Here is a 22,998-nt window from a genome sequence, read left to right on the forward strand (position 1 = left end):
GATGACGGAGTCGCACGCCGAACACGTCGGAACCGTCGTCGTCGGCTCGGGATTCGGCGGCTCCGTGGCCGCGTACCGGCTGGCCTCGGCCGGACAGCAGGTGGTCCTGCTGGAACGCGGACGCGCCTACCCGCCCGGCAGCTTCGCCCGTTCCCCGGCCGAACTCGGCCGTGCGTTCTGGGACCCGCGGGCAGGCCTGCACGGCCTGTTCGACGTGTGGAGCTTCCGCGCCTTCGACTCCGTCGTCGCCAGCGGACTGGGCGGCGGATCTCTCATCTACGCGAGCGTGCTGCTGCGCAAGGACGAACGCTGGTTCGTCGACGAACAGCCGCTGCCCGGCGGCGGCTACGAGGCCTGGCCCGTCGGCCGCGCCGAACTCGACCCGCACTACGACGAGGTCGAACGGATGCTCCGCCCGGTCCCGTACCCGCTCGACCGCCCCGGCTACACGGACACACCCCGGGCGCACGCGATGCGTGAAGCGGCCGAACGGCTGGGCCTGACGGCGGAACGGCCGCCGCTCGCGATCAGCTTCGCCCCGAAACCGGGCGCCGACCCCGAGCCCGGAATGCCGATGGCCGACACCGACCAGGACAACCTGCACGGTGTCGGTCGCCGTACCTGCCGGCTGTGCGGTGAGTGCAACCTCGGCTGCAACGACGGCGCCAAGAACAGCCTCGACCACACCTACCTGTCGGCGGCCCGGCGTCACGGTGCCGACCTGCGCACCGGACACGAGGTGCGCGCGGTGCGGGCACTCGCGCGAGGCGGATACGCGGTGGACTACGTCAGGCACGGAAGACCCGGACCAGATGGCGAAGGGGGAGGGGAAAGGGGTGATCCGGACGGCCGCCGCGGGGACGGAGGAGTCGCGTCCGGATCACCCCACACCTCCGGATCGCCCCGTACCTCCCGAACGCTCCGCACCATCAGCTGCGACCGTCTGATCCTCGCCGCCGGCACCTACAACACGGTCTCGCTGCTGCTGCGTTCCCGCCGCGACCTGCCCGGTCTGAGCCCGGCGATCGGCAGCCGGTTCTCGACGAACGGCGACCACCTCGCGTTCGTGCTCCGGGCCAGGCGGGGCGACGAGCCCCGGCCGATGCGTCCCAGCCGCGGTCCGGTCATCACCAGCTCCCTCCGGCTGCCCGACGAACTGGACGGCGTGCCGGGCGCGGGGCGCGGAGGGTACATCCAGGACGCGGGATACCCGGGTTTCGTGGAGTGGCTCGTCGAAGGCGCTCACGCACCGCAGGGAGTCTCCCGGGCGGCCCGCTTCCTGGCCGGGAGACTGCTCGACCGGATCTCCCACGCCCCGGATCCCAGCCTCTCGGGCGCGTTCGCCGAGCTCCTCGGCGACGGCGCGTTCACCGGTACGTCCCTGCCGTTGCTCGCGATGGGCCGAGACGTGCCGGACGGCGAACTGCGCATGCGTGGCGGCCGGTTGGACAGCAGCTGGACGGTACGGGGCGGCAGCGCGGCCCAGTTCGAGCGGACGCGCACACTCATGCGGCAGATCGCCGGGGCGCTCGGCGGCGGATACGCCGACCATCCGCTCTGGCGCCGGGACCGCGTCCTGACGGTGCACCCGCTCGGCGGCGCCCCCATCGGCCGGCACCCCGGCACCGGGGTCTGCGATCCGTACGGCGAGGTCTTCGGCCACCCGGGCCTGTACGTCGCGGACGGGGCGGCGATGCCCGGCCCGGTGGGCCCCAATCCGGCCCTCACCATCGCGGCCCTCGCCGACCGTATGTGCACCCGCCTGCTGGAGCACCGGCCCGCCACTCCACGGGCGGTCGCGCACCGCACGTACCCCCGCCGCACCTCGCTCCAGTTCACGGAGGAACTGCGCGGACGCTACGCACCCGGTGCGGACGGGTCTCGTACCGAACCGTTCGCGTTCCGGCTCACCGTCACGGCCGACGACGTGGACGCCTTCCTGGAGGAACCGGACCACGAGGCGCGCGCGGACGGCTGGATCGACAGCCCCTCCCTCGGAGGGCGCCGCCCCGTGCTGCACGGCGGCGTCCGCCTGTTCGCGGACGGCCGCGGCACGATGTGCTACCTGCTCCACTTCACCGACGGCGACGGGCACCCCCGCACCTTCGCCGGCCGCAAGGACCTGGCGCCCGGCGCCCCGACCCGCCTGTGGGCCGACACGACCAGGCTGGCCTTCCGCGTCCTGAACGGACACGTCCACGAACCGGGCGGGACCGACGCCGAAACGCTGGGCACGGGGACGGCGAATCTCGGCGCCACCGATCTCGCCCGCCTGCTCACCACGTTCCGCACAACGGGCCCGCACGGCACCGCGGCACTCACTCGCTTCGGCCGCTTCTTCGCCGGCGAACTCTGGAACACCTACGCCCTGCGGCGCCCCTGAGAAGCTCGAAACCCGAAACTCCGCCGCCGCCCTCCGGGCGGACTCCGTCGACAAGCGGCTGAACTCTCCCGACGCCGAGACGGACGAAGCCCGAGTTCCACCAGAGCTTGTGCTGTTCGGGAACCTTATGTGCCGGATGTCGTACCAGCTGTCGGAGGCGGGGTCCGGACGGCGATTCGGTGGTGTTCGTGATCAGCCAATTCGGACAGGGCGAGGGCCCCGCAGGTATCCGCCAAGGGTTTCACCTTTTCCAACTCGGCGAGTGCTTCGGCCTGGCGGCCGGAGGCGGACAGTGCGGTACCGGCGGTCAGCCGGGCCACGGCCTCGTTGAGGGGCATCCGGGCCGCGCGAAACTCGGCAGCGGCCTGGCACGCGGTGGGACCCGCCGCCGGGTTCTGCCGGGCGAGTTGTACCTCGGCGCGGGCCTGCAACGCGAAACCGCGCCAGCCGGGTGACAGGTCGAGCGCCGCGGCAGCGGCTGCTCGGTCGGCCCACGTCTCGGCAGCTGTCACGTCACCCAGGGCCAGTTCCGCGACAGCCAGCAGCCGGTACCACATCGGGCGGACCGGGGCTTCGAACCCGAGCAGGTGCGGGCCGCCGCCCGCCTCGAGTACTTTGCTGACACAGCCCTCCGGATCGCCGTTGAGCAGCAGCGTCTGGCCGAGCATCCCGACCATCGCCGACCGGTGCGCGCCCGCTGCGGGGCCGGCCGAAGAGAGTGACTCCTCACAGATCTTCAGTGCTCCGACGAAGTCTCCCCGCCACATCAGGACAGCCGCGCTCACCACCTCGGCCAACGAGCGCGGCTCGCCGCTGCCGACGAGTGACGCCGCCTCCAGGGCGTCGTCGGCGTAGGCCGCCGCCTCGTCCAGGCGTCCGAGCCAGAGGTTGGCGTAGGCGGAGGCGGCGAAGAGATCGGCGAGCAGGAGGCTCTGGCCGGTGCGGCGGGACACTTCCAGGCCTCGGCGGAGATGGCGCAGTGCGGGGTCGTAGCGTCCGTGGAGCATCTCCGTCCAGCCCGTCATGACGAGCGTGTCCATCTGCCCGGCCAGTGCCTGGTCGTCGGTGTCGTCGAGCACTTCCACCACGGGGCCGAGGTGGTCGGCCGCCCGGGCGTCGCCCGCGAAGGTGTGCGCCAGGGCCAGGAGAGCGCGGACCGCGGTGGTCTGCGGCGGGTCACCGATACGTTCCGCCGACCGCAACGCGCGTTCGCCCCAGTCGATCGCCGTGGAGAAGTCGTTCTTACGAAGCGCCACCACCGCGACGCCCAACTCCAAAGTGGCCGTCTCAGGCTGCAGTTGGCCCTCGTGGTCCGCCAACTCCCGCAGCAGCAGAGCCGTGGCCTCTTCGTACCGGCCGAGCGCCCACTCCATGGTGGCGCGCAGGGCGGTCACCTGGGCCCGTCGGCCCCGGGCCCGCGCGGGCAGGAGGGTGGCTGCCTTGCGCAGGACGGCGCGGCTTTCCAGCAGTCGTCCGGCCATGCCCAGCGCATCGGCCTGCTGGAGCCACAGTTCGGGCCGCAGCCGGCTCTGCTCGCCGAGCAACCGCAGGGCTTCCTGTGTCCAGTGCGCGGCGGTGGCCGGTGCGATGGTCATCACCTGACGGGCGGCCCGTACAAGTACGTCAACGGCATGTTCATCTCCTACGCGCGCCGAACGCTGAACGTGCGACGCCTGGGCGGTCAGCGGTGCGCCGTGCAGGGCCAGGCCGTCCGCGGCCCGGGTGTGCGCCTCGATCCGCCAGCCGGCGCCCGCCCCCTGGTACACCGCTGCCCGCACCAGCGGATGGCGGAACCGGAACTGGCGCGTGGAGCCTACCTGGCGTACGAGGTCCCGTTCCGCGACCTCGTCCAGGGCGGCAAGGGCCTGTGCCTCACCGGTCTGCGCCACGACTGCCACCATGCCGGCTTCGAAAGAGTCGCCGAGCACCGCGGCCGCCTGTGTACAGACCCTCGCAGTGGCCGACAGCCCTCCCAGCTCCTCCAGCAGCGCGGCCCGCACCGACTGCGGCAGATCGCCGACGACAGGTGCCGAGACGGCCGGCGCCGCCGGCGGGCTTTCGTTCCCGGCGCTTCGGGCCAGCGCCTCCAGATAGAACGGGTTGCCGCCGCTGGCCTCGTACAGCCGTTGGAAACGCCAGTGATCCGTCCTGGCCCCGCACAGCTCCGCTCCCTCGGCTGGGGACAGCGGACCCAGCTCGACCCTGGCCACTCTTCCCTCCGTTCCGGCCCGGGCCAGTGCCGCGGCCAGTCGCGGCGGGGCCTGCCGGGGACGGTAGGCGAGCGCGAGCAGCAGCGGTGTCCTTGGCGGGTGCCGTACGAGATGATCGATCAGCTCGGCCGTACCGTCATCCGTCCACTGCAGGTCGTCGAGGCTGAGCACGAGCCCGCCGTCGGCACTCAGCGTCTCCAGCAACGTCCGCACCGCCCGGTGGAACCAGTACCGTTCGACCTTCACCGGCTCCGGCCCTGTCGGGAACCGGTCACAGAGCGCGGGGAAGACCGTGCTCAGCAGGGCGAACGCGCCCGGCGGCAACCCGTCGTGCCGGAGCCGGAGGAAGTCCTCATGGCCGAGGTGGTCGTCCAAGGCGTCCACGAACGCACCGTAGGGAGCCCGGTCGAACTCCACGCTGCGGCCGGTCAAGGACACGAAACCGCGCTGTCTCGCGCGCTCGCCCAGCTCGCCGAGCAGCCGCGTCTTGCCGATACCCGGTTCCCCGACGACCTCGACGACCCCTGGCGCACCGGCCAGGGCATCCTCGATCGCGCCGTCGAGGACCGTCAGCTCCGTGGCCCGCCCGACCAGGTGGCTCCCCGTCCGGGGACGCCGCGGTGTCGGCGGGCCGGGGAGGTCGGCGCCGCCCCGTGGGGTGCGCACCGGCGGGGGCGTGGGTAACGGGCGCGGCACGAGAGCGGGTGCGGACCCCGGAGCACGCCCGGCGGCTGGGACGTTCAGTGCGGGGTCGGTGGTGAGGATCTGCTGGTGCAGCTGCCGAAGCGGAAGGCTGGGGTCACAGCCGACTTCTTCGGCCAGCAGCAGCCGGATCTGCTGGTAATGGCTGAGGGCGTCGGCCGGGCGGCCGCAGCGGTACAGGGCGAGGATGAACTGACCGGCCATCCGTTCGTCCAGTGGGTGTGTCTCGACCCGGGCGGACAATTCGGCCAGCACTGCGGTGTGGTGACCACAGCGGAGCCGAACGTCGGTGTGGTCCAGTTCGGCCGCGACCCGTTCTTGGTCGACCGCGTCGCGGAGGGCGTTGATCCAAGGGGTGTCCAGACCCGCGAAAGCGTTTCCCCGCCACAGGCCGAGTGCCTGCCCGAACAGGGTTGCCGCTTGCTCGTCCTGCTCGTTCCGCACGGCCGCCCGGGCCCGTGCGGCAGCGTCACGGAAACGATGCAGATCCACTGCCGTCGCCTCGACGTCGAGGACATAACCACCGGATCGCCGGCCGATATCCGCCCCCTCGGCGATGGCCAAGGCTTGCCGCAGACGGGAGAGGTAGCCGTAGAGCGTGTTGCGGACCCGTTGTGGAGGACGGTCGGCCCAGACGCGCTCGACAAGCTGGTCCACCGAAACCACCTGGTTGGCGTCGACAAGCAGCACTGCGAGCACACACCGCTGCCGGGCGTGGCCCAGATCGACGATCCGTCCGCCCACACGCGCCTCGACGCTGCCGAGCACAGCGAACTCAACCGTCACAGCATGCCCCCGAGTCTCAGTTCCCACCCTGGCATAGCACCTTCGACCAGCTCATTCAACGTTTGTCCAAGGTTCACCGACGTTCGGCGGCGCGCCTTGGTCCAGGACAGGAACGGCGCGACACACCACGGCCCCGACGAACGCGTTCAGGTGGCGCCCCGGCGCCGCGTGACTGACACCGATGTCCCGGGCCGGCTCACGCAGCGACAGTGACCCCGCCGGTCGCGGCGAGTCGAAGGGCGCCCCGACCCTCGTGGGCCGCACGGCCGCCGTCGGCGGCCCGGTGGCCGCCCGCCGTCTGTGGACGGCTTCGGTGCAGCTCACCGGGGCGAGCTTCCCGCGCGAGATCCAGGCCCTGAGCCGAGAGTCCGCATCCAGGTGACATCAGTGCAAGGCCGCTGACCGCGGAGCCGCGGGCCGCCACCGCCGTCCGCCTCCACGACGAACCCAAAAGCGGGATACTCATCCCGTATAGTTAATCGGGATAGCCATCCCGCTTGTGGGTGGCCGTCCATCCCCACAGGAGGTCTACGTCATGAGCAAGGTCTGGTTCATCACCGGTTCGTCGCGCGGTTTCGGCCGCGAGTTCGCCCTCGCCGCCCTGGAGCGCGGCGACCGGGTCGCGGCCACCGCCCGCAACACCGAAACGCTGACCGATCTGGTCGAGCGGTTCGGCGACGCGGTGCTGCCGCTGCGTCTGGACGTCACCGACCGTACGCAGGTTTTCGAGGCGGTCGCGGCGGCCGAGGAGCGGTTCGGCCGGCTGGACGTGGTGGTCAACAACGCCGGTTACGCCCTGGTCGGCGCCGTGGAGGAACTCGGCGAGCAGGAACTGCGCGACGAGCTGGAGACCAACGTGTTCGGTGTCTTCCACGTCACCCAGGCGGTACTGCCCGTCCTGCGTGCGCAGGGCAGCGGCCACATCGTCCAGATCTCCTCGGTCATGGGGCTGACCACCTTGGCCGGCGCGGGCGGCTACAGCGCCTCCAAGTGGGCGCTGGAAGGCCTGAGCGAGGCGCTCTCCCAGGAAGTCGCGCCCTTCGGCATCAAGGTCACGGTGATCGAACCCGGCGGCTTCGCCACCGACTTCAAGAACTCGTCGGCCTTCACCGCGCACCGCAAGGACGCCTACGACCCGCTGCACGCGTCGCTGACCGAGATGAGCGCCGCCGCCCAGATGCCCGGCCCCGAGGGTGTCGGCGGTGCGATTCTCCAGCTTGTCGACGCCGAGGAGCCGCCGCTGCGCGTGTTGTTCGGTGAGCAGCCCACCCAGTGGGTACCCGCGGTGTACCAGCAGCGCCTGGAGACCTGGGCCGAGTGGGCGCACGTGTCCAAGGCCGCGGAAGGCAAGTAAAGAACTTCCGGCCCTCGGGCCATGACACGCCCACTCCACGGCGTGCCACCCGTACCGCCGGCGCCTGAGGGAGCCCGGGCGGCAAACCGCTCGGGCTCCCTCACCCGCAGGCAGCAGGTGCTTCTCCAGCGAAGCACCTTCGACGTCACCTTCGTCCCGCACAACCGACAGCAGCGCAACCAGGAGCGGGCCGACCGGGCCCACCCGACCCACACCACCGAGGCCCGCTGAAGGAGCCCCACCATGCCCACCACCAAGCGCCGCGCACTGATCCTCATCTCGTCCGGCCGCCGGCTGCCGCTGGTCGAGCCGGCCGAGGTCAAGTCGATCTCGACCGGGTTCTTCCTGGTCGAGATGGCTCAGGTGCTCAAGGAGTTCGAGAACGACTACGAATTCACCTTCGCCACCACCGACGGCAACGCCCCGCAACTCGACATCAACGGCATGGCCCTGTCCGTGCACTCCATCGAGAAGACCGGCGCCAAGACCCTCCCCCTCCGCATGCAGCAGCGCCGCCGCTCGTTCGACGTCAACGCCTTCCGGCAGCGCCACCCCGAGCTGGTCGCCCGCCGCGAGCAGGAAGTCCGGCTGCTGGAGCGGCACATCGGCCGGATCCCGGTCTCCGAACTACTGCCCAACAGCGAACCGGAGCTCGCCGAGTACCGCCCCGAACTGATCCGCCGCCTCGACAAGCTGCCCGAGGGCACCTTCCACTCCCTGCGGGAACTCGTCCAGCGCCACCGCGACCCGGCCGACCCGTTCACCTTCGCCGACTTCGACTTCATCCACGCCCCCGGCGGTCACGCCCCCATGGTCGACTTCCGTGACGACCCCTGGCTCGGCGAAACCCTCCACGTGGCCCGGGAGAACGGCGTCACCATCTCGTTGATCTGCCACGCGCCCATAGCGGTGACCTCCACCCGGCAGCGCGTCGACGCGCAGGGCCGCTCCTACCTCGTCAGCGACAACCCGTTCCTCGCCGCCACCATCTCGACCGTCCCCAAGATCGGCGAGCGGTTCGCGCTGCGGTTCCTCTACCCGCGCGTCCCGGGCAAGACGACCCGACTCCCCTACTTCGTCGACGTGGCCATCAAGGAAGCCGGCTTCACCGTCGCGTCCTCCCCCAACATCTCCGCCCCGAAACTGGCCTACGAGCCGTCCGTACGCCTGCTCACCGGCAACGGCCCACAGGCCGTCGACCAGCAGACCGCCGAACTCCGCAGCATCCTCACCCACAGCCCCGCTGCCCGCCGGACCAACGGCAAGAAGGCGAGCGCGTAGCCACGACCACATGTGCCGACCAGGCAGCCCACGACGCGGGCGAGCAGACGGGACAGGTGCGGAGGCGGGCCGATACGGCCCGCCTCCGCACCTGTCCCATGCCGATCTGTAGCTCCGGCAAGGAAGCCGCCGTCCCGAACCGGACCCGGTAGCGCACGACCAGTGGCGCACCCTGCTGGAGGCCCGGCCCGACGACGAGCCACTGTGGACCTCACTGACCGTCGTTCTGCTCGACTACGTCGAGAGCCGGCGCGACACCATGCCGCTGGACCACCGCCTCAGGGCGCAGTCGCCGGCTCTCACGCAGTCGGCCCACGCCTTCGGCGACCAGCTCCGCACCGACCTGCGCACCTGCGTTCCATTGGCAATGATCTCTCACGGCAAAAGAATCCTCAGCCTCCCACCGATCACCCGGCCCCAATACCCACACGTCGCGTCAAGCTTCGCCGCACCGGGTCCCCTCGGCCCGATCCTCGGCGCGGTCGGCAGACGCCGCTACCGCTGGGCGCGCAGGCCCGCGCACGCCAGGTCGACCATGCGCTTGCGCGCCTCCGGGTCGGGGCCCTGCTGCTCCCGGGCCAGACAGCCGACGATGAGCGCCTTGACGTCGGCACGCACGACGTCCGGCCGCACGGCGCCGACTTTCTGCGCACCGACGAGCAGTTCCTCTTCCACGGCCAGCAGATTGTGCTCGGGGGCCAAGGCCACCGAGTGGACGTCGAAGCCTGTCCCGCTCATCGCCTGCGACAGACCGAGGTTGGCCGCGAAGTGATCGACCATCAGGGCGAAGAACTCGAAGAACGCTGCGCCCGGATCACGGGTCGCGGCCAGTTGCCGGGCCCGGTCGACGATTTCGGCCACCAGACGCAGCACGATCGCCTCGTACAGCGAGTCCTTCGTCGGGAAATGCCGGCTGACCGTCCCTGTGCCCACACCGGCCCGCCGGGCGATCTCCGCCACCGGCACCGACAGCCCCTCGGCGGCGAACGTCTCCAACGCCACCTCGAGGATACGCTCGCGGTTGCGCTCGGCATCAGCACGCATCAAAGACCCTCAGACTTCCGACCAAGCGGGACAACTGTCCCGATTGTAGTGGACCGGCCTTCCGGGACCGCCACGGCAATGGACTTACGCATCCGCCCCTCCGAGCCCTCCGATGCTGATCCAGGTCTTGCCGGCCCGCCGGCCCGCTCCGGCGAAGGCTTCCTGGGCCTGCTCCAAGGGGTATCGGCATTCGACGGCCCGTCCGGGCCGGGCACTGGCGAGTTCGGCCATGGCGTCGGCGAAGTCGTGGGGGTGGTCGTAGATCATGGAGCCTCTGATCACGAGCTGACGCCGGACCACGTCGTCGGTGGTGAGGGGGAGAGGGTCGGAATTGAGGCCGACCAGCACCACGGTGGCGCCGGGTGCCGCCCGGTCCAGGGCGGGGCGCAGCGCGGGGGCGTGGCCGGAGGTCTCGAAGACGAAGGTGAATCCGGCACGCCCGTCGTCGGCGAGTGCGCCGAGACGCCGAGCCCGGGCCGCGCGCTGCGGATGCGGCTCGACGACCACAGGACGGGCGCCGACGCGCGCGAGGATGAGGCAGACCAGCAGTCCCTGTGCCCCGGCTCCGACGACCAGGCAGCGGTCCCCCGCGGTGACCCCGCTGCGCCGTACGGCGGTCCGGGCGACGGTGTACGGCTCGGCGCTGGCGAGGTCGGCGCCGGACAGGACGTCGGGGACCGGGTGGGCGAAGTGCCCAGGGAGCGCGATCCGTTCGGCGAGTACGCCGGGGGCGTTGAGGCCGACGATGGTGCGGTGGGGACAGGCAGATGTGAGGCCGCGGAGACAGTCGACGCACTTCAGGCAGGCGTAGTTGGGCTCGACGACCACCGTCTGTCCGACCGTGCGGTCCCGTACCGCAGCGCCTGTGGCCACGATGCGTCCGAAGCCCTCGTGGCCCATCACCCACGGCACTTCGGGGGGACGGCGCTTGCCGTGGAACACGGCGAGGTCGGTGCCGCAGAGTCCGACACCACCCACCTCCACGACCACGTCGCGCGGTCCGCAGGAGGGCTCCGGCCAGTCCGCGACCGTCTCTACGCGACAGGTGCCCGTGAGAACCGCTGCTCTCATCTTCTTCTCCCTGATCTCACCGAGTCCGCCTAGTGGACCATACGATCCGAAACATGGTTTTACCAGGGTCCGTTCGAGATTCCTCGGCACAGCCGGCCGCTCCCGGCGGCGCATGCCAGGGGCGGGCGGCGCGGGAGCAAAAGCAGAGCCGCCGTACGTCCGGCTGGGACGTACGGCGGCTGCGAGAGCCTCCGAGGCTCACCGGAATCCGTAGCGCGAAGGGCCTGGAGCGGTCCGCCCACAGGGCAGTCCGTCACAGGGCGATCAGCCGACGGGCCGGCGCTCTGCCGAAGGCGGCATGCGAGGCGGTCCGCCAGGGGTCAGACCATCTTGCTGACGGGCTCCGCCCGGACCGCGGCGGGAGTCTGCTCCCGTCCGCCGCTCATCCGCAGGGCGACGACGAGGGAGATGAGGCAGCCGAGGGTGAAGTAGCCGGCGACGAGGTACCAGCCGCCGTCCGCCCACAGGACCAGCGAGCTGAGGACGAAGGGGGTGAAGCCACCGCCGACGACGCTGGCGAGCTGGTAGCCGACACCGGCGCCGCTGTAGCGGTACTCGGGGCCGAACATCTCGGTGAACAGGGACTGCTGCACGGCGACCGCCATGTCATGGGCGCCGTTCACCAGCAGCACCGCGCACACGATGATCAGCACCATCGACCCGGACTCCATGGCCCAGAAGAACGGGACGGAGCCCGCCATGCCCAGTATCGACCCCCACACGTACACCGAGCGGCGGCTGTAGCGGTCGGCGAGGTAGGCGAACGCCGGGATGGTGACGATCGCGAGCGCGCCCACGGCGAGGTTGACGTTGAGGAGGCTGTCGCGGTTCAGGCCGAACTCGGCCGTGCCGTAGCCGAGGGCGAAGTTGGTCACCCCGTAGAAGGTGAACAGCTCCACCAGGCGCAGGCCGATGATGGCGAAGAAGCCCCTGGGGTTGGACCTGACGGCGGCCACGAGGGGCATGCTCGGCTTCTCGTCCTGGCCACGCGCGGCGACCTCCTTGGTGAAGACCTCGGACTCCTCGACCTTGGCCCGGACGACCAGACCGACGATCACGATGACCGCGCTGACCAGGAACGGAATGCGCCAGCCCCAGGACCTGAAGGCCGCGTCCGTCATCCCGCCGGAGGTCGTCTTGGTGATCAGGGTGGCGAGCAGCAGACCGACCGAGGCGCCGACCTGGACGCCGCTGCTGTACAGCGAGCGCCACCTGGCGGGCGCGTTCTCCACGGCCATCAGAGCGGCGCCGCCCCACTCCCCGCCGACCGCGAAGCCCTGCGCCGCGCGCAGCACCACCAGCAGGAAGGGCGCCCACAGGCCGGCCTGGGCGTGGGTGGGCAGCACACCGATCAGCGTGCTCGCCAGACCCATGATCAGCATGGTGAGGACCAGCATCTTCTTGCGGCCCAGGCGGTCCCCGAAGTGACCGAAGACGATGCCGCCCAGTGGCCGGAACAGGAAGCCGACACCGAACGTCGCCCAGGCCGCCAGGGTGCCCACGGCGGGGCTGACGTCGGGGAAGAACAGCTCGTTGAAGAGCAGGCCGGCGACGATGCCGTAGAGGAAGAAGTCGTACCAGTCGACGACCGCTCCCATGAAACTGGCTACGGCCGCTCTCTTCGCCGCACCGGGGTTCACGGTCCCGGCGCCTGCTGCCGGGTTTTGGATGCTGCTCAACTCACACACTCCATTGGATGCTGTACTCACCGGCCGCGCCGAGAGGGGCGGCTCGAGAGGGGGACGGACATCAGGACAGGCGACTGCCATGGGGACAGGTGTCGCGTTCGGCGCTGCGCGCTCCGGGGTGGGGAGCCCTGCCACCGGACGACACCGGGGGCCACGCCTGGCGTGAGGCGACGCCCGAGCGACTGATCCGCTGTGTGGACCGGTTGGACCGAATGGCGGGAAGATACGGTCCCTGGTCTTGCGCAGGCAAGAGTTACTGCAAGATTTCCGGCACACTTCGCTTCCCGCGGTCCGCACAACGGACTACCGTCAGTAACGAGAGCACCCCACACGAGCGGCGCACCGGTACCCTCTTGTGGGCAATGGACTGGGGAGGCAGAAGAGTGGCAAGCAGCGGCGCAGGGGCCGACTCGGAGAAGGAGCCGAACGGCACCGGAGTCCGCAGTGTGCGACGCGCCCTGGACATTCTCGGCCTGCTCAGCGAGGAACGGCCGCTCATCACACTGCGCGAGATCACCGAAAGCACCGGCCTTCCCAAGACCACGGTGCTGCGCCTCGTCCAGACGCTGGAGGAGAGTGGCCTGCTGTGGTCGGACGCCGGCGGTTACATCGCCGGCCCCGGCCTGTGGCGCTGGGCCTACCTCGCTCGCGGCCAGTGGGAGATTCCCCGCGCCACCCGCAAGGTGATGCGCGAACTGGCGGACCGGCTGGGCGAGACGGTCAACATCTTCGTCCCCCGCGACCTCCACCGTGTCTGCGTCGCCCACGAGGAGAGCCCCCACCCGCTGCGCCATGTCGTCGACGTGGGCGACGAGCAGCCACTGTGGGCCGGCGCGTCCTCGAAGATCCTGCTGCGCGACGCCCCCGACACCCTGCTGCGTCGGCTGGCCCTCGCCTCCTCCCACGACGAGACATACGCGGACCAGCTGCGCGCTTCGGCGCAGGAAGCGGCACGGCGGGGCTACGCGGTCAGCAGCAGCGAGTGGGACGAGGGTCTCACCGCCGTCGCCGTCCCGATCTCCGGCGCCTCCGGCGCCGTCATCGCCTCACTGTCCGTGAGCGGCCCCGACCACCGCTTCACCTACGAGGCCGTCGAACGTTTCGCCACCGAATTGGCCGACGCGGCACGCCTCATCTCCGACCAGGGGTTCACACGACCGCTCAACGGCGGACGCCAGAGCAAAGCCGACTGACCGATCCGGACGTCGGCAGATCAGCCCGGGCCCCTGGCCGGATCACGATGCCCACCACTACTACGCGAGCCGGGACGCGCTGGTGGGCGGACTGACCGCGGACTTCTTCCAGGAGCTGGCCGAGGCCATGGAACACGACCGGGACAAGCACGCGGGCGCCCCGCACAGCCCACCTGCGGCGACTCGCCCCGGCAGTGGGCTGATACGTGTACGCAGGTCAGAGCGTTTCCAACCAGCCCCGACCAGAGCGGCGTCGAACTCACGAGCAGCGGATTCAGTCCGTTCGCCCAACGCCCTGAATCCGCAGGCCCGCTGAGACGTTTCCGCAGGTCACAGACCTGCCTGATGGGGCAGGTGGGACTCGAACCCACGGCCGACGGATGATGCGTCCCTTGGCAGAGGGCGTCATGCTCGGGCGAGGCGGGAGGCGGGCCGCGGGCCGCCACCATGCCCTCACTCGATGTAGCCGACGAACCCGTGCCAGGGGTCGGGGTCGTCCAGGGCGACGGCGACCGCGTTGGCGCAGGCGTCCATGCGGTCGAAGAAGACGGCGTCGACCAGCTCCTCCTTCGTGGGGAAGCGGCGGAACATGGTGGCGATCCCCACCCCCGCCTCACGGGCCACGGAGGTCATCGAGGCGCTGACGCACTCCGCCCGCCCCCGCCTCGACCTGGTCAACGACCGGACCCGTCAGACCACTCAGATCCGTTCGCACCCGCAGACCGTCCGGCCGGCGCCGCGAGGCTTCAGTTACTCGGCCAGGTGCTGAGTGCCTGGTCGGCGACGCGGTGCATGTCTTCTCGGCTGGCGCCGCCGGCGGCCTGCACCGCGAGGCCCTGCCCGACGGTGTGCACATAGCGGGCGAGGGTTTCCGGATCGGCGGTGAGTGGCAGGTCGCCCTCGGCCTGGGCTTGTTCGAACCGTTTCCGCAGGGCGGCTACTCCGGCCTCGCGGCGTTCGGCCAGGTCGCGGCGGACCGGTTCGCTTTCCGGGCCGGCGGCCAGCGCGGACTGCACCAGCAGGCAGCCGCGCGGGCAGCCGGGCGCGGTGTGGGCCTCCACGCCTCCGTGCAGCATCGCCTCGGCCACCTGCCGGGCGGTGGGCAGCTCGAGTGCCGGGGCCACAAAGGCTCCCGGGCCCTGCACATAGCGGTCGACGGCCTTGCGGAACAGCTCCTCCTTGTTGCCGAAGGCGGCGTAGATGCTGCGCCGGTTGATCCCCATGGCCTCGGTCAGCGCGGCGAGCGAGGCACCTTCGTACCCCTCGGCCCAGAACACCCGCATCGCCACCTCCAGTGCCTCGTCGGTGTCGAAGGACCGGGGCCGTCCCGTGCTGGGCATCGAAGCCTCCTTGAGAAAAGTTCGCCGCCACGGAAGGAATCCCGTGGTTGCTCAGGTTAGTGTCATCATGGATATAGTAACCGAGCGGTTCGGTTCGTAAGTGAAGCGCTGAAGAATCGGAGACACCTATGGGCACCCAGCTCGCCCCCGGCACCACCCGGTCCGGCGTACGGCCCCTCGACGGCAAGACCGCCCTGGTCACGGGCGGGTCCCGGGGCATCGGTGCCGGGATCGTGCGCCGTCTGACCGCCGACGGCGCCCAGGTGGCCTTCACCTACGCCAGCGCCAAGGACCAGGCCGACGCCGTGGCCGAGGCGACGGGCGCCCTGGCCGTGCAGGCGGACAACGCGGACCACGAAGCCGTCCGGGCCGCGGTCAGCCGCACCACGGAGCATTTCGGCGGACTGGACATCCTCGTCAACAACGCCGGCGTCTCCCACGCCGCGCCGATCGAGGACTTCCCGCTGGAGGAGTTCGACCGGCTCATCGCGGTCAACGTCCGGGGCGTGTTCAGCGCCGTCCAGGCCGCCGCTCCCCACCTCGGCCAGGGCGGTCGCATCATCACCATCGGCAGCGTCATCGTCGACCGCGTCCCCTTCCCCGGCGCAACCGTCTACGCCCTGACCAAGGCCGCTGTCGCCGGTCTCACCCGGGGACTGGCCCGCGAACTCGGTCCGCGCGGCATCACTGTCAACAACGTGCAGCCCGGCCCCACCGCTACGGACATGACCCCTGACTCCGGCCCGTACGCGGAATCCCTCAAGCAGCTCATGCCGCTCGACCAATTCGCCGAGCCCGCCGACATCGCCAGCGCCATCGCCTATCTCGCCGGCCCCGAAGCCCACTTCATCACCGGCACCAGCTGGAACGTCGACGGGGGCATCGCTGTCTGACCGCCCAGCCCGGGCGGCCGCAAGCAGGCGCGGTCCACCGGCCTCCAGCCGCACCGCCGTGCCCGACGACACCCCCTGTCACAAAGGACGTACCACCCCCATGAACGCTTCCGCCACAGCCTCCACGACCGCCCTGGCCTTCGGGTCGGAGGAGCCGCTCAGCCCCGGCTACGACGCGGCGACCAAGGACGACGCCGAGTTCGCCAAGCTCTTCCGGCACGGCTTCACCACCATCGACGACCTGCAGATGCACCACGTCATCGGCGGCGACGGCCCGCAGGTCATGGTGCTGCTGCACGGCTGGCCGCAGAGCTGGTACGAGTACCGGCAGATCATGCCCTCGCTGCTGCCCGGCCGCACCGTCATCGCCATCGACCTGCCGGGCCTGGGCGACTCGACCGGAAACCCGCCCTCCAGGGCCAAGACGGTCCTGGCCACCTACGTCCACAAGCTGCTCGACCACCTCGGCCACCGCGAGAACGTACACGTCGTCGCCCACGACTTCGGCGTCAGCGTCGCCTACCCGCTGGCCGCCCAGTACCGCGAGCAGATAGCAGGCCTGTTCCTCATGGACTACGGCCTGACCGGCAAGAACCTGAAGTTCGCCGCCATCGAGTCGATGTTCTGGCACTTCTCCTTCAACAAGCAGAACCCGCTCGCCGAGGAACTGGTCACCGGCCGGGTCGAGACCTTCCTCACCCACTTCTTCCAGGGGATGAAGACCGCCGGCGAGAACATCTCCGCCGACGAAATGACCGAGTTCGTCCGGCTGTACTCCCGCCCCCAGGTCCTGCACGCCGGCTTCGAGCTCTACCGGACCGAGACCCAGGACGAGGCCGACAACACCAAACTCCAGGAAACCCCGCTGACCATCCCGGTCCGCATGATCACCCAGGCCGGCCTCGCCGACATGGTCCTGCCGCCCCTCCAGGACGCCGCCCCCCACGCCACCTCCGCCGACGTCCCCGGCGCCGGACACTTCCTCCTCCACGAAGCACCCGACCGCGTCCTGGCCGAGATCAACGCCTTCTACCCCAACCCCACAGCCTGACCGGCTTCGAAAGCCGGCACACCGAGGTGAGAGGAAAGCCCCTGATGAACACCCAACCCACTTCCGCCCGCGATGTCCCTACCCGCCTATTCGCCGCCTTCGACGCGGGCGATATCGACGCGCTGGACACCCTGGTCTCGCCCGATCTCGTCGACCACAACCTGCCCCAAGGGGCTCCCTCGGCGATCGAGGGGATGAAGGGGATGGTCGCTGCCATGCGCGACGGGTTCACCAACCCTCACCACGAGGTCGTCTACCAGGCCGAGACAGACGACGGCTGGGTCGTCTCCCAGTGGGTGGTCACAGCGACCCACACCGGTCCTTGGTTCGGCCTGCCCGCGACCGGCCGTGAGGTGACCTGCTCCGGCATCGATCTCGCGCGGGTGGTCGACGGTCGGATCGTCGAGGTCCGGCACGTCGAGGAACTGCTGCAACTGCAGATGCAGATGCAGCTCACCGACTGAGGCAGCAGCAAAGACGCATCAGCGCGGCGCGAGCCGACCCGGACAAGGGACCCCGGCGAAGAGTCGAAGTTGATCGCTTCACAGACCCTTCGCCGGGGGTTCTCATGGCTCACGCTGTTGCCCCGTCGGGTCCTTAAAGGCCGCCTGACGACAGACCGGAGGAGCTCGCTCCGTTTCCGCCCTCTCAGATCTCCTGGGGCTTGTAGGAGCTGGGATCGCGCAGGATGACGCGGCGCAGGAGGTCGACGGTTTTGGTGACGCCCTCGACGGGGGCCACGAGAACGTCCTCGTGCTCGATGCTCAGGACGTCGTCGTAGCCGGCTCGGCGCAGGGCGAGGCAGAAAGCGCGCCAGAAGTCGTCATCGTGGCCGTAGCCGAGGGTGACGTAGTTCCAGGAGCGTTCCTTGGCGGCCATGACCGGCAGCGTCTCCAGCCTGCTGGTCAGCGCCTGCCGGGTGGGTTCCAGCCGGGTGTCCTTGGCGTGCACGTGGTAGATCGCCTCGCCCAGGGTCTCGATGGCGGCCAGCGGGTCGGCACCCATCCACATCAGGTGACTGGGGTCGAAGTTGGCCCCGACCACGGGCCCTACCTCCTCGCGCAGGCGCAGGAGGGTGGGGACGTTGTAGACCGCCTGGTGGGCGTGCATCTCCAGAGCGAGCTTGGGTACGCCCCGGTCGCGGGAGTGTGCGACGAGGTCTCGCCAGTACGGGAGTACGACCTCGGTCCATTGCCAGTCGAGGATCTGTGTGGTCTCCGGCGGCCAGGAGACCGTGATCCAGTTGGGGTTGGCGTCGCCCGGCCCGCCCGGCAGCCCGGACATCATCACCACGCGGTCGACGCCGAGGAGCGGGGCGAGAGCGATCGTCCTGCGCGCGACCTGGTCGTGCTCGCGGCCGCTGGGCCCGGGGTGCAGGGGGTTGCCTGAGCAGGTGAGGGCGCTGATCGTGAGCCCTCGGTCGGCGACCTTGGCCAGCAGTTCGCGGCGCGCGCCGTCGCTGTCGAGAAGCCGGTCGATGTCGATGTGCGGGGCCGTGGACCAGGCGCCGGTGGCGAACTCGACGTGGTCCAGGCGGAGTTCGGCGGCCAGGTCCAGGGTCTCGTCGAGGGTGAGCTGTCCGACGCTGTCGGTGTTCAGACCGATCTTCATGTTGCGTCCCGTCTGCGGTGTGGTCGGGCGGGGAGCGGTCGGTCCCCGCTGGTTCGGTGTGCCGGCGGTGGGGGTCAGATGTAGAGGGCTGGGCGCTCGGCCAGTTCCACCTCGACGCGGCGGCCCTCGGTCTGGGCGTGGATGCCCGCCTCGCAGACCGCGGCCACGGCGTAGCCGTCCCAGGCGCTGGGGCCGGTGACCTCGCCGCGTCGGGTGGCGTCGACCCATGCCTGGACCTCGCGGTCGTACGCTTCCTCGAACCGCTCGACGAAGCCGGGGGTGACCGTGCCGCCCCAGCGTCCGCCGGTGGTGACGAGCATGTCGTGCCGGTCGCCGATGCGGGCGGTGCCGTGCTCGCACACCGCCTCGGCCTGGACCTGGTAGCCGTAGCGGGCGTTGACGTAGATCTCGACGTCGACCAGGGCGCCGCCGTCGGTTTCGAAGACGACGAACTGGGGATCGGCCAGTCCTTCGGGCGCGTTGCCGGAGGGCCGCGGCCGCATGACGGTGACGGAGGTGATCTCCTGGCCGAGCAGCCAGCGGGCGATGTCCATCTCGTGGGTCACGGAGTCGTTGATGAGCATGGCGCTGGTGAAGTCCGGCGGACAGGACGGGTTGCGGTGCCGGTTGTGCAGCATCAGCGGCCGGCCCAGTTCCCCGCTGTCCAGCAGCGCTTTGAGCTTGATGTACTCGTGGTCGTAGCGGCGCATGAAGCCCACCTGCACCCTGCGGTGCCCGAGCCGCTGCTCGGCCTCCAGCACGCGCAGGGCGGAGGCGGCGTCGGGGGTGAGGGGCTTCTCGCACAGGACGGGCAGGTCGTGCTCGAACGCGGTGAGCAGTGCCGCCTCGTGGGCGATGCCCGGGGAGGCGAGCACTACGGCGTCGACGTCGGGTGAGGCCATCGCTTCGGCGACGTCGCCGTAGGCCGCGCATCCGTCGATGTCGGCGGCGACCGTCTTGGCGCGATCGATGTCGACGTCGACGACCGCGGCCACATGGGCGCCGCTGGTCACCTCGCTGATCCGGCGTACGTGGTCGGCGCCCATGCGACCGGCGCCGATCACGGCGACTCCAAGGGAGGTGTGGTGGGTCATGTGGTTCCTTGCCTGGGGATGAGGGGGCGGCGGTGGCGGTCAGCCGCAGGCCGGCCGAACCCGCATGGGTCCGGCCATGACCCGAGTCGTACGCGTCACCGTGTTCCCTTGGCCGCGAACGTGGCGACGGTTGCGACGTTGGACTTGTCGACGAAGGCCGGGCCGGTCAACACGGGCGCCACGCCACCGCCGCTGTAGTTGCCGTTGTTCTTGTAGAGCCAGAGGGAGTCGACCGCCAGGTAGCCCTGCAGGTAGGGCTGCTGGTCGACGGCGAACTGGATGCTGCCGTCCTGGATCGCCTTCACGAGTTCCTTGTTGAGGTCGAAGGTGGCGACCTTGGCCTTGCTGCCGCCGTCGGACACCGCCTGCGTGGCGGTCAGCGCGACCGGGGCGGCGAGGGTGACGACGTAGTCGATGGAAGGGTCCTGCTTGAGCTTGGCGGTGATGGTCGACTTCACGGACGGCATGTCGGCGCCGTTGACGAACAGGTTTTCCGTCGTGCCCGAGAAGCCCTTCTCGACGCCCGCGCAGCGCGCCTCGAGGGCGACCTGGCCCTGTTCCTGAATGACACAGGCGACCTTCTTGGCACCGAGGGCACTCAGCTTCTTCCCGACCGCCTCGCCCGCGACGGTCTCGTCCTGGCCGAAGTACTCGAGCAGTCCCTGCTTCTTCCAGTCGTCCACACCGGAGTTGAAGCCGACCACGGGTATACCGGCCTGCACCGCCTTGGCCACGGTGCCCTTCATGGCATCGGGCTTGGCGAGGGTGACGGCGATGCCGTCGACCTTCTGGTCGATCGCGTTCTGCACCAGGTTGGCCTGGTTGCCCCCGTTCGGGTCGGAGGAGTAGACCAGCTTGACGTTGTCCTTCGCAGCGGCGGCCTGGGCGCCCTTGCGGATGGTGTCCCAGAACGTGTCACCGGGGACGGCGTGCGTGATCATCGCGATGGTCATGCGGGGCGTGGTGGCCTTGCCGGCAGAGACGCCACCGGCGCTCTCCTCCGACTTCTTGCCGCCCGAGCTGCTGGAGCAGCCGGCAAGTGCCAGGATCGTACTGGCGGTCATGGCCACCAGGACGGTGAATCTGCGGGAGCGGGAGGGAAGCGAGCGGTTCATTTCGGCACCTCACTGTGCTGACTTGCGGGAAGGGGTGATCCACCGGCGAGATGCAAGGCATCCCGTCGTGGGTCGGACGGGGAGCTACTGGGTGGCCGGCTGTGCGGCTCGGGATGGGGATCAGGCGGTGAACGCGGCGCGAAACCGCTCCATGGCGGTGTGACTGTCACCGGAGGGCCGTGCCTCCAAGGCGACCGTGCCGTCGTAGCCGAGGTCGGTAAGGGCGCGGGCGACGGCCGGATAGTTGATCTCTCCGGTGCCGGGTTCGCGACGGCCGGGCACGTCGGCGACCTGGATCTCTCCGATCAGGCCGGCGCTGTGCGCGCGGCGGGTCAGCTCGATGAGGTTTCCCTCACCGATCTGGGCGTGCTACAGGTCCAGATTCATCCGCAGACCGGGCCGATCGACTGCCGCGACCAGGGCGAAGGTGTCGTGGGCCTGCGCGAACGGGACGCCGGGGTGGTCGAAGGCGGTGTTGAGGTTCTCCAGAGTGAGGGTGACGCCCGCGCTTTCGCCCAGTTCGGCCAGGCGGGTGAGCGTGCGGTGGGCGGTGATCCACATCTCGCCGGTGGCCTCGCCGTCACCGGCACCACGGGCAGGCCCTCGCTGTCCGGGCCGGTGCCGTGCAGGTTGAGCCGGGGGCAGCCGAGATGCTCGGCGGCCTTGATCGACTCCTCGGCTGTGCGCAGGAGTTCGGCTGCGCCGTCCGGGTCGGCCAGGGTGCCGCGGATGCAGCCGGTCATCGAGGAGAACTCGGCGGCGGTCCGGGCCGGTGCGTTCAGGTCGTGCCGGGTCCGGTCCCGGATCTCCACCTGGAAGCCGGCCTCGTGGATGCGCCGGGCCCGCTCCTCGATCGGCAGGTCCCGGAAGACCCTCTCGGCACAGACCGCCAACGCGTACATCGCAGCTCCCGACTTATAACGTTCTAAGAGAACAGGAGCAGTACGCCAGGCGCCGGGCGGCCTGTCAAGGGTTTGTGCGGACATTGGATTTATAACGTTGTAACAACGTTGACCAGTGCGTGTCCTGCTCGGCTCGGTCTACGATCACCTCGGAGAAGACCCTCGATCAGGAAGGCCGACGGTGCCATCGCGCTCTGCCGTCCCGGACGGAAAGCGGCCGACGCTCAGCGACCTCGCGGCGCGGGCAGGTGTCTCCGTGCCGCTTGCCTCCATGGTCATGCGCGGTGCCAAGGGGCCCAGCGCGGCAAGTCGCGAGCGGGTGCTGCGGGCCGCGCAGGAGATCGGCTACCGGCCGGACAGCAGGGCCCGCCTCCTGCGCAGCAGCCGCTCGCACCTGGTGGGAGTGCAGTTCGACCTGCAACAGCCCTTCCACGCCGACATGGTCGAGGCGCTCTACGCCGCGGCGGGGGCGGCCGGCTATCAGATCGCGCTCAGCGCCGTCGCCGCGAGCCGCAGCGAACAGGAGGCGGTGGAGACGCTGCTCGCCGACCGCTGCGAGGCACTGATCCTGCTCAGCCCCCATGCCCCGGCGGCCCGGCTGGCAGAACTCGCGGCGCAGCTGCCCGTCGTCTCCGTGGCCCGCCGGCTGCGCCCGCTCGCCGACGGCGTCGACGTCGTCCGCGCGGCCGACGACGAGGGCGCCCGACAGGCGGTCGACCACCTCGTGGCACTGGGCCATCGCGACATCGTCCACATCGACGGGGGCAGGGCACCGGGCGCGGCGGACCGGCGCCGCGGCTACAAGTCGGCCATGAAGCACCACGGCCTCACCGACCGCGTCCGCCTCGTGCCGGGCGGGCTGACCGAGGACCACGGTGCGGCAGCCGCACGAACACTCCTCGCCGAGGCTGCCCGCCCCACCGCCGTCCTCGCCTTCAACGACCACTGCGCGATCGGCGTCCTCGACACCTTCCTGCGCGCCCGTATTCCTGTGCCCGACGAGATCTCGGTCGTCGGCTTCGACGACAGCCACCTCGCCCGCCTCGCCCACGTCCAACTCACCACGGTCGGGCAAGAAGCCCGCCAGCTGGCGCGCCGGGCCGTGAGCCGGGCCGTCGCCCGGCTGGAGGGCGGGGCGACGGACGACGAACGAGAAGTCGTCGTCCCACCACACCTCGTCATACGAAGCACCACCAGGGCACCTTGCCGCTCCTGACCCGCACTGCTCCACGTCCCGGCTCGAGCTGGTCGAAGTTCCACCGCGCCCCCGTCATGCCCGC

General features: G+C 70.3%; 21 protein-coding genes. 10 read left to right on the forward strand and 11 right to left on the reverse strand.

Going from position 1 to position 22,998, the window contains the following annotated elements; translation table 11 throughout:
• Nucleotide 1 precedes the first annotated feature (1 nt).
• Complete coding sequence (locus ACIBVL_RS04010; RefSeq protein WP_399091300.1) at nt 2-2,383, forward strand: GMC oxidoreductase; 2,382 nt, start codon at nt 2-4, stop codon at nt 2,381-2,383.
• Between the two features lie 125 nt (nt 2,384-2,508).
• Here the strand turns inward: ACIBVL_RS04010 and ACIBVL_RS04015 are convergent, their stop codons facing one another.
• Complete coding sequence (locus tag ACIBVL_RS04015) at nt 2,509-6,081, reverse strand: BTAD domain-containing putative transcriptional regulator (RefSeq protein WP_399091303.1); 3,573 nt, start codon at nt 6,079-6,081, stop codon at nt 2,509-2,511.
• 181 nt (nt 6,082-6,262) lie between these two features.
• Here ACIBVL_RS04015 and ACIBVL_RS04020 point away from each other — a divergent pair, with 181 nt between their 5' ends.
• The 4 genes from ACIBVL_RS04020 (at nt 6,263) to ACIBVL_RS04035 (ending at nt 8,716) form a co-directional block, all read left to right on the forward strand.
• Nucleotides 6,263-6,463 carry a hypothetical protein gene (locus ACIBVL_RS04020; protein ID WP_399091306.1) on the forward strand — a complete coding sequence of 67 codons (201 nt, stop codon included), beginning with the start codon at nt 6,263-6,265 and terminating at the stop codon, nt 6,461-6,463.
• Nucleotides 6,464-6,616: 153 nt separating this feature from the next.
• Nucleotides 6,617-7,435, forward strand: coding sequence for an SDR family NAD(P)-dependent oxidoreductase (locus ACIBVL_RS04025; RefSeq protein WP_399091309.1), 819 nt, complete (start codon nt 6,617-6,619; stop codon nt 7,433-7,435).
• A gap of 21 nt (nt 7,436-7,456) precedes the next feature.
• Complete coding sequence (locus ACIBVL_RS04030; RefSeq protein WP_399091312.1) at nt 7,457-7,666, forward strand: hypothetical protein; 210 nt, start codon at nt 7,457-7,459, stop codon at nt 7,664-7,666.
• 12 nt (nt 7,667-7,678) lie between these two features.
• Nucleotides 7,679-8,716 carry a hypothetical protein gene (locus ACIBVL_RS04035; protein ID WP_399091315.1) on the forward strand — a complete coding sequence of 346 codons (1,038 nt, stop codon included), beginning with the start codon at nt 7,679-7,681 and terminating at the stop codon, nt 8,714-8,716.
• A 495-nt stretch (nt 8,717-9,211) separates the two neighbouring features.
• Here ACIBVL_RS04035 and ACIBVL_RS04040 read toward each other — a convergent pair whose 3' ends face one another.
• From ACIBVL_RS04040 to shiA, 3 genes are all read right to left on the reverse strand, one after another.
• Nucleotides 9,212-9,760 carry a TetR/AcrR family transcriptional regulator gene (locus tag ACIBVL_RS04040; RefSeq protein ID WP_399091317.1) on the reverse strand — a complete coding sequence of 183 codons (549 nt, stop codon included), beginning with the start codon at nt 9,758-9,760 and terminating at the stop codon, nt 9,212-9,214.
• Nucleotides 9,761-9,844: 84 nt separating this feature from the next.
• Nucleotides 9,845-10,831 (reverse strand): zinc-binding dehydrogenase, encoded by a 987-nt coding sequence (locus tag ACIBVL_RS04045; protein ID WP_399091320.1) that lies wholly within the window; start codon nt 10,829-10,831, stop codon nt 9,845-9,847.
• A gap of 320 nt (nt 10,832-11,151) precedes the next feature.
• Nucleotides 11,152-12,510, reverse strand: a complete 1,359-nt coding sequence (gene shiA / locus ACIBVL_RS04050) for a shikimate transporter (protein WP_399091323.1) — start codon at nt 12,508-12,510, stop codon at nt 11,152-11,154.
• A gap of 392 nt (nt 12,511-12,902) precedes the next feature.
• Here shiA and ACIBVL_RS04055 point away from each other — a divergent pair, with 392 nt between their 5' ends.
• Nucleotides 12,903-13,712: an IclR family transcriptional regulator gene (locus tag ACIBVL_RS04055; protein WP_399091326.1), complete on the forward strand. Its 810-nt coding sequence runs from the start codon at nt 12,903-12,905 to the stop codon at nt 13,710-13,712.
• Between the two features lie 453 nt (nt 13,713-14,165).
• Here ACIBVL_RS04055 and ACIBVL_RS04060 read toward each other — a convergent pair whose 3' ends face one another.
• On the reverse strand, nt 14,166-14,345 hold the full coding sequence (locus ACIBVL_RS04060; RefSeq protein ID WP_399092043.1) for a TetR/AcrR family transcriptional regulator: 180 nt from the start codon (nt 14,343-14,345) through the stop codon (nt 14,166-14,168).
• 113 nt (nt 14,346-14,458) lie between these two features.
• Entirely contained in the window at nt 14,459-15,052 is a 594-nt protein-coding gene (locus ACIBVL_RS04065; RefSeq protein ID WP_399091329.1) for a TetR/AcrR family transcriptional regulator, read from the reverse strand.
• A 128-nt stretch (nt 15,053-15,180) separates the two neighbouring features.
• Between ACIBVL_RS04065 and ACIBVL_RS04070 the strand changes: the two genes are divergently transcribed.
• From ACIBVL_RS04070 to ACIBVL_RS04080, 3 genes are all read left to right on the forward strand, one after another.
• Nucleotides 15,181-15,945, forward strand: a complete 765-nt coding sequence (locus ACIBVL_RS04070; RefSeq protein ID WP_399091332.1) for a 3-oxoacyl-ACP reductase family protein — start codon at nt 15,181-15,183, stop codon at nt 15,943-15,945.
• A 100-nt stretch (nt 15,946-16,045) separates the two neighbouring features.
• A complete protein-coding gene (locus ACIBVL_RS04075) occupies nt 16,046-16,996 on the forward strand; it encodes an alpha/beta fold hydrolase (protein ID WP_399091335.1) in 951 nt (316 codons plus the stop codon).
• A gap of 44 nt (nt 16,997-17,040) precedes the next feature.
• The gene (locus ACIBVL_RS04080; protein ID WP_399091338.1) at nt 17,041-17,460 is read left to right on the forward strand and encodes an ester cyclase; all 420 of its coding nucleotides are present in this window, start codon (nt 17,041-17,043) and stop codon (nt 17,458-17,460) included.
• Between the two features lie 184 nt (nt 17,461-17,644).
• On the opposite strand, the gene ACIBVL_RS04085 is transcribed toward ACIBVL_RS04080, so the two are convergent.
• From ACIBVL_RS04085 to ACIBVL_RS04105, 5 genes are all read right to left on the reverse strand, one after another.
• On the reverse strand, nt 17,645-18,607 hold the full coding sequence (locus ACIBVL_RS04085; protein ID WP_399091341.1) for a sugar phosphate isomerase/epimerase family protein: 963 nt from the start codon (nt 18,605-18,607) through the stop codon (nt 17,645-17,647).
• Between the two features lie 74 nt (nt 18,608-18,681).
• Entirely contained in the window at nt 18,682-19,701 is a 1,020-nt protein-coding gene (locus tag ACIBVL_RS04090) for a Gfo/Idh/MocA family protein (RefSeq protein ID WP_399091344.1), read from the reverse strand.
• A gap of 95 nt (nt 19,702-19,796) precedes the next feature.
• Nucleotides 19,797-20,765 carry a sugar ABC transporter substrate-binding protein gene (locus ACIBVL_RS04095; protein ID WP_399092046.1) on the reverse strand — a complete coding sequence of 323 codons (969 nt, stop codon included), beginning with the start codon at nt 20,763-20,765 and terminating at the stop codon, nt 19,797-19,799.
• Nucleotides 20,766-20,936: 171 nt separating this feature from the next.
• Nucleotides 20,937-21,176 carry a TIM barrel protein gene (locus ACIBVL_RS04100; RefSeq protein WP_399092049.1) on the reverse strand — a complete coding sequence of 80 codons (240 nt, stop codon included), beginning with the start codon at nt 21,174-21,176 and terminating at the stop codon, nt 20,937-20,939.
• Between the two features lie 9 nt (nt 21,177-21,185).
• On the reverse strand, nt 21,186-21,377 hold the full coding sequence (locus tag ACIBVL_RS04105; protein ID WP_399091347.1) for a hypothetical protein: 192 nt from the start codon (nt 21,375-21,377) through the stop codon (nt 21,186-21,188).
• A 522-nt stretch (nt 21,378-21,899) separates the two neighbouring features.
• Here ACIBVL_RS04105 and ACIBVL_RS04110 point away from each other — a divergent pair.
• Complete coding sequence (locus ACIBVL_RS04110; protein WP_399091350.1) at nt 21,900-22,934, forward strand: LacI family DNA-binding transcriptional regulator; 1,035 nt, start codon at nt 21,900-21,902, stop codon at nt 22,932-22,934.
• Nucleotides 22,935-22,998 lie beyond the last annotated feature (64 nt).

This window comes from Streptomyces sp. NPDC049687, from assembly GCF_044465285.1.
Lineage (GTDB): Bacteria > Actinomycetota > Actinomycetes > Streptomycetales > Streptomycetaceae > Streptomyces.

What these genes read in the sequence shown, in the direction of transcription:
- ACIBVL_RS04085 (WP_399091341.1), bottom strand. Translation starts at nt 18,607, where the DNA reads ATGAAGATCGGTCTGAACACCGACAGCGTCGGACAGCTCACCCTCGAC.
- ACIBVL_RS04045 (WP_399091320.1), bottom strand. Translation starts at nt 10,831, where the DNA reads ATGAGAGCAGCGGTTCTCACGGGCACCTGTCGCGTAGAGACGGTCGCG.
- ACIBVL_RS04075 (WP_399091335.1), top strand. Translation starts at nt 16,046, where the DNA reads ATGAACGCTTCCGCCACAGCCTCCACGACCGCCCTGGCCTTCGGGTCG.
- ACIBVL_RS04060 (WP_399092043.1), bottom strand. Translation starts at nt 14,345, where the DNA reads ATGACCTCCGTGGCCCGTGAGGCGGGGGTGGGGATCGCCACCATGTTC.
- ACIBVL_RS04020 (WP_399091306.1), top strand. Translation starts at nt 6,263, where the DNA reads ATGTCCCGGGCCGGCTCACGCAGCGACAGTGACCCCGCCGGTCGCGGC.
- ACIBVL_RS04095 (WP_399092046.1), bottom strand. Translation starts at nt 20,765, where the DNA reads ATGACCGCCAGTACGATCCTGGCACTTGCCGGCTGCTCCAGCAGCTCG.
- ACIBVL_RS04080 (WP_399091338.1), top strand. Translation starts at nt 17,041, where the DNA reads ATGAACACCCAACCCACTTCCGCCCGCGATGTCCCTACCCGCCTATTC.
- ACIBVL_RS04105 (WP_399091347.1), bottom strand. Translation starts at nt 21,377, where the DNA reads ATGTGGATCACCGCCCACCGCACGCTCACCCGCCTGGCCGAACTGGGC.
- ACIBVL_RS04025 (WP_399091309.1), top strand. Translation starts at nt 6,617, where the DNA reads ATGAGCAAGGTCTGGTTCATCACCGGTTCGTCGCGCGGTTTCGGCCGC.
- ACIBVL_RS04040 (WP_399091317.1), bottom strand. Translation starts at nt 9,760, where the DNA reads ATGCGTGCTGATGCCGAGCGCAACCGCGAGCGTATCCTCGAGGTGGCG.
- ACIBVL_RS04030 (WP_399091312.1), top strand. Translation starts at nt 7,457, where the DNA reads ATGACACGCCCACTCCACGGCGTGCCACCCGTACCGCCGGCGCCTGAG.
- ACIBVL_RS04070 (WP_399091332.1), top strand. Translation starts at nt 15,181, where the DNA reads ATGGGCACCCAGCTCGCCCCCGGCACCACCCGGTCCGGCGTACGGCCC.
- ACIBVL_RS04090 (WP_399091344.1), bottom strand. Translation starts at nt 19,701, where the DNA reads ATGACCCACCACACCTCCCTTGGAGTCGCCGTGATCGGCGCCGGTCGC.
- ACIBVL_RS04065 (WP_399091329.1), bottom strand. Translation starts at nt 15,052, where the DNA reads ATGCCCAGCACGGGACGGCCCCGGTCCTTCGACACCGACGAGGCACTG.
- ACIBVL_RS04010 (WP_399091300.1), top strand. Translation starts at nt 2, where the DNA reads ATGACGGAGTCGCACGCCGAACACGTCGGAACCGTCGTCGTCGGCTCG.
- ACIBVL_RS04035 (WP_399091315.1), top strand. Translation starts at nt 7,679, where the DNA reads ATGCCCACCACCAAGCGCCGCGCACTGATCCTCATCTCGTCCGGCCGC.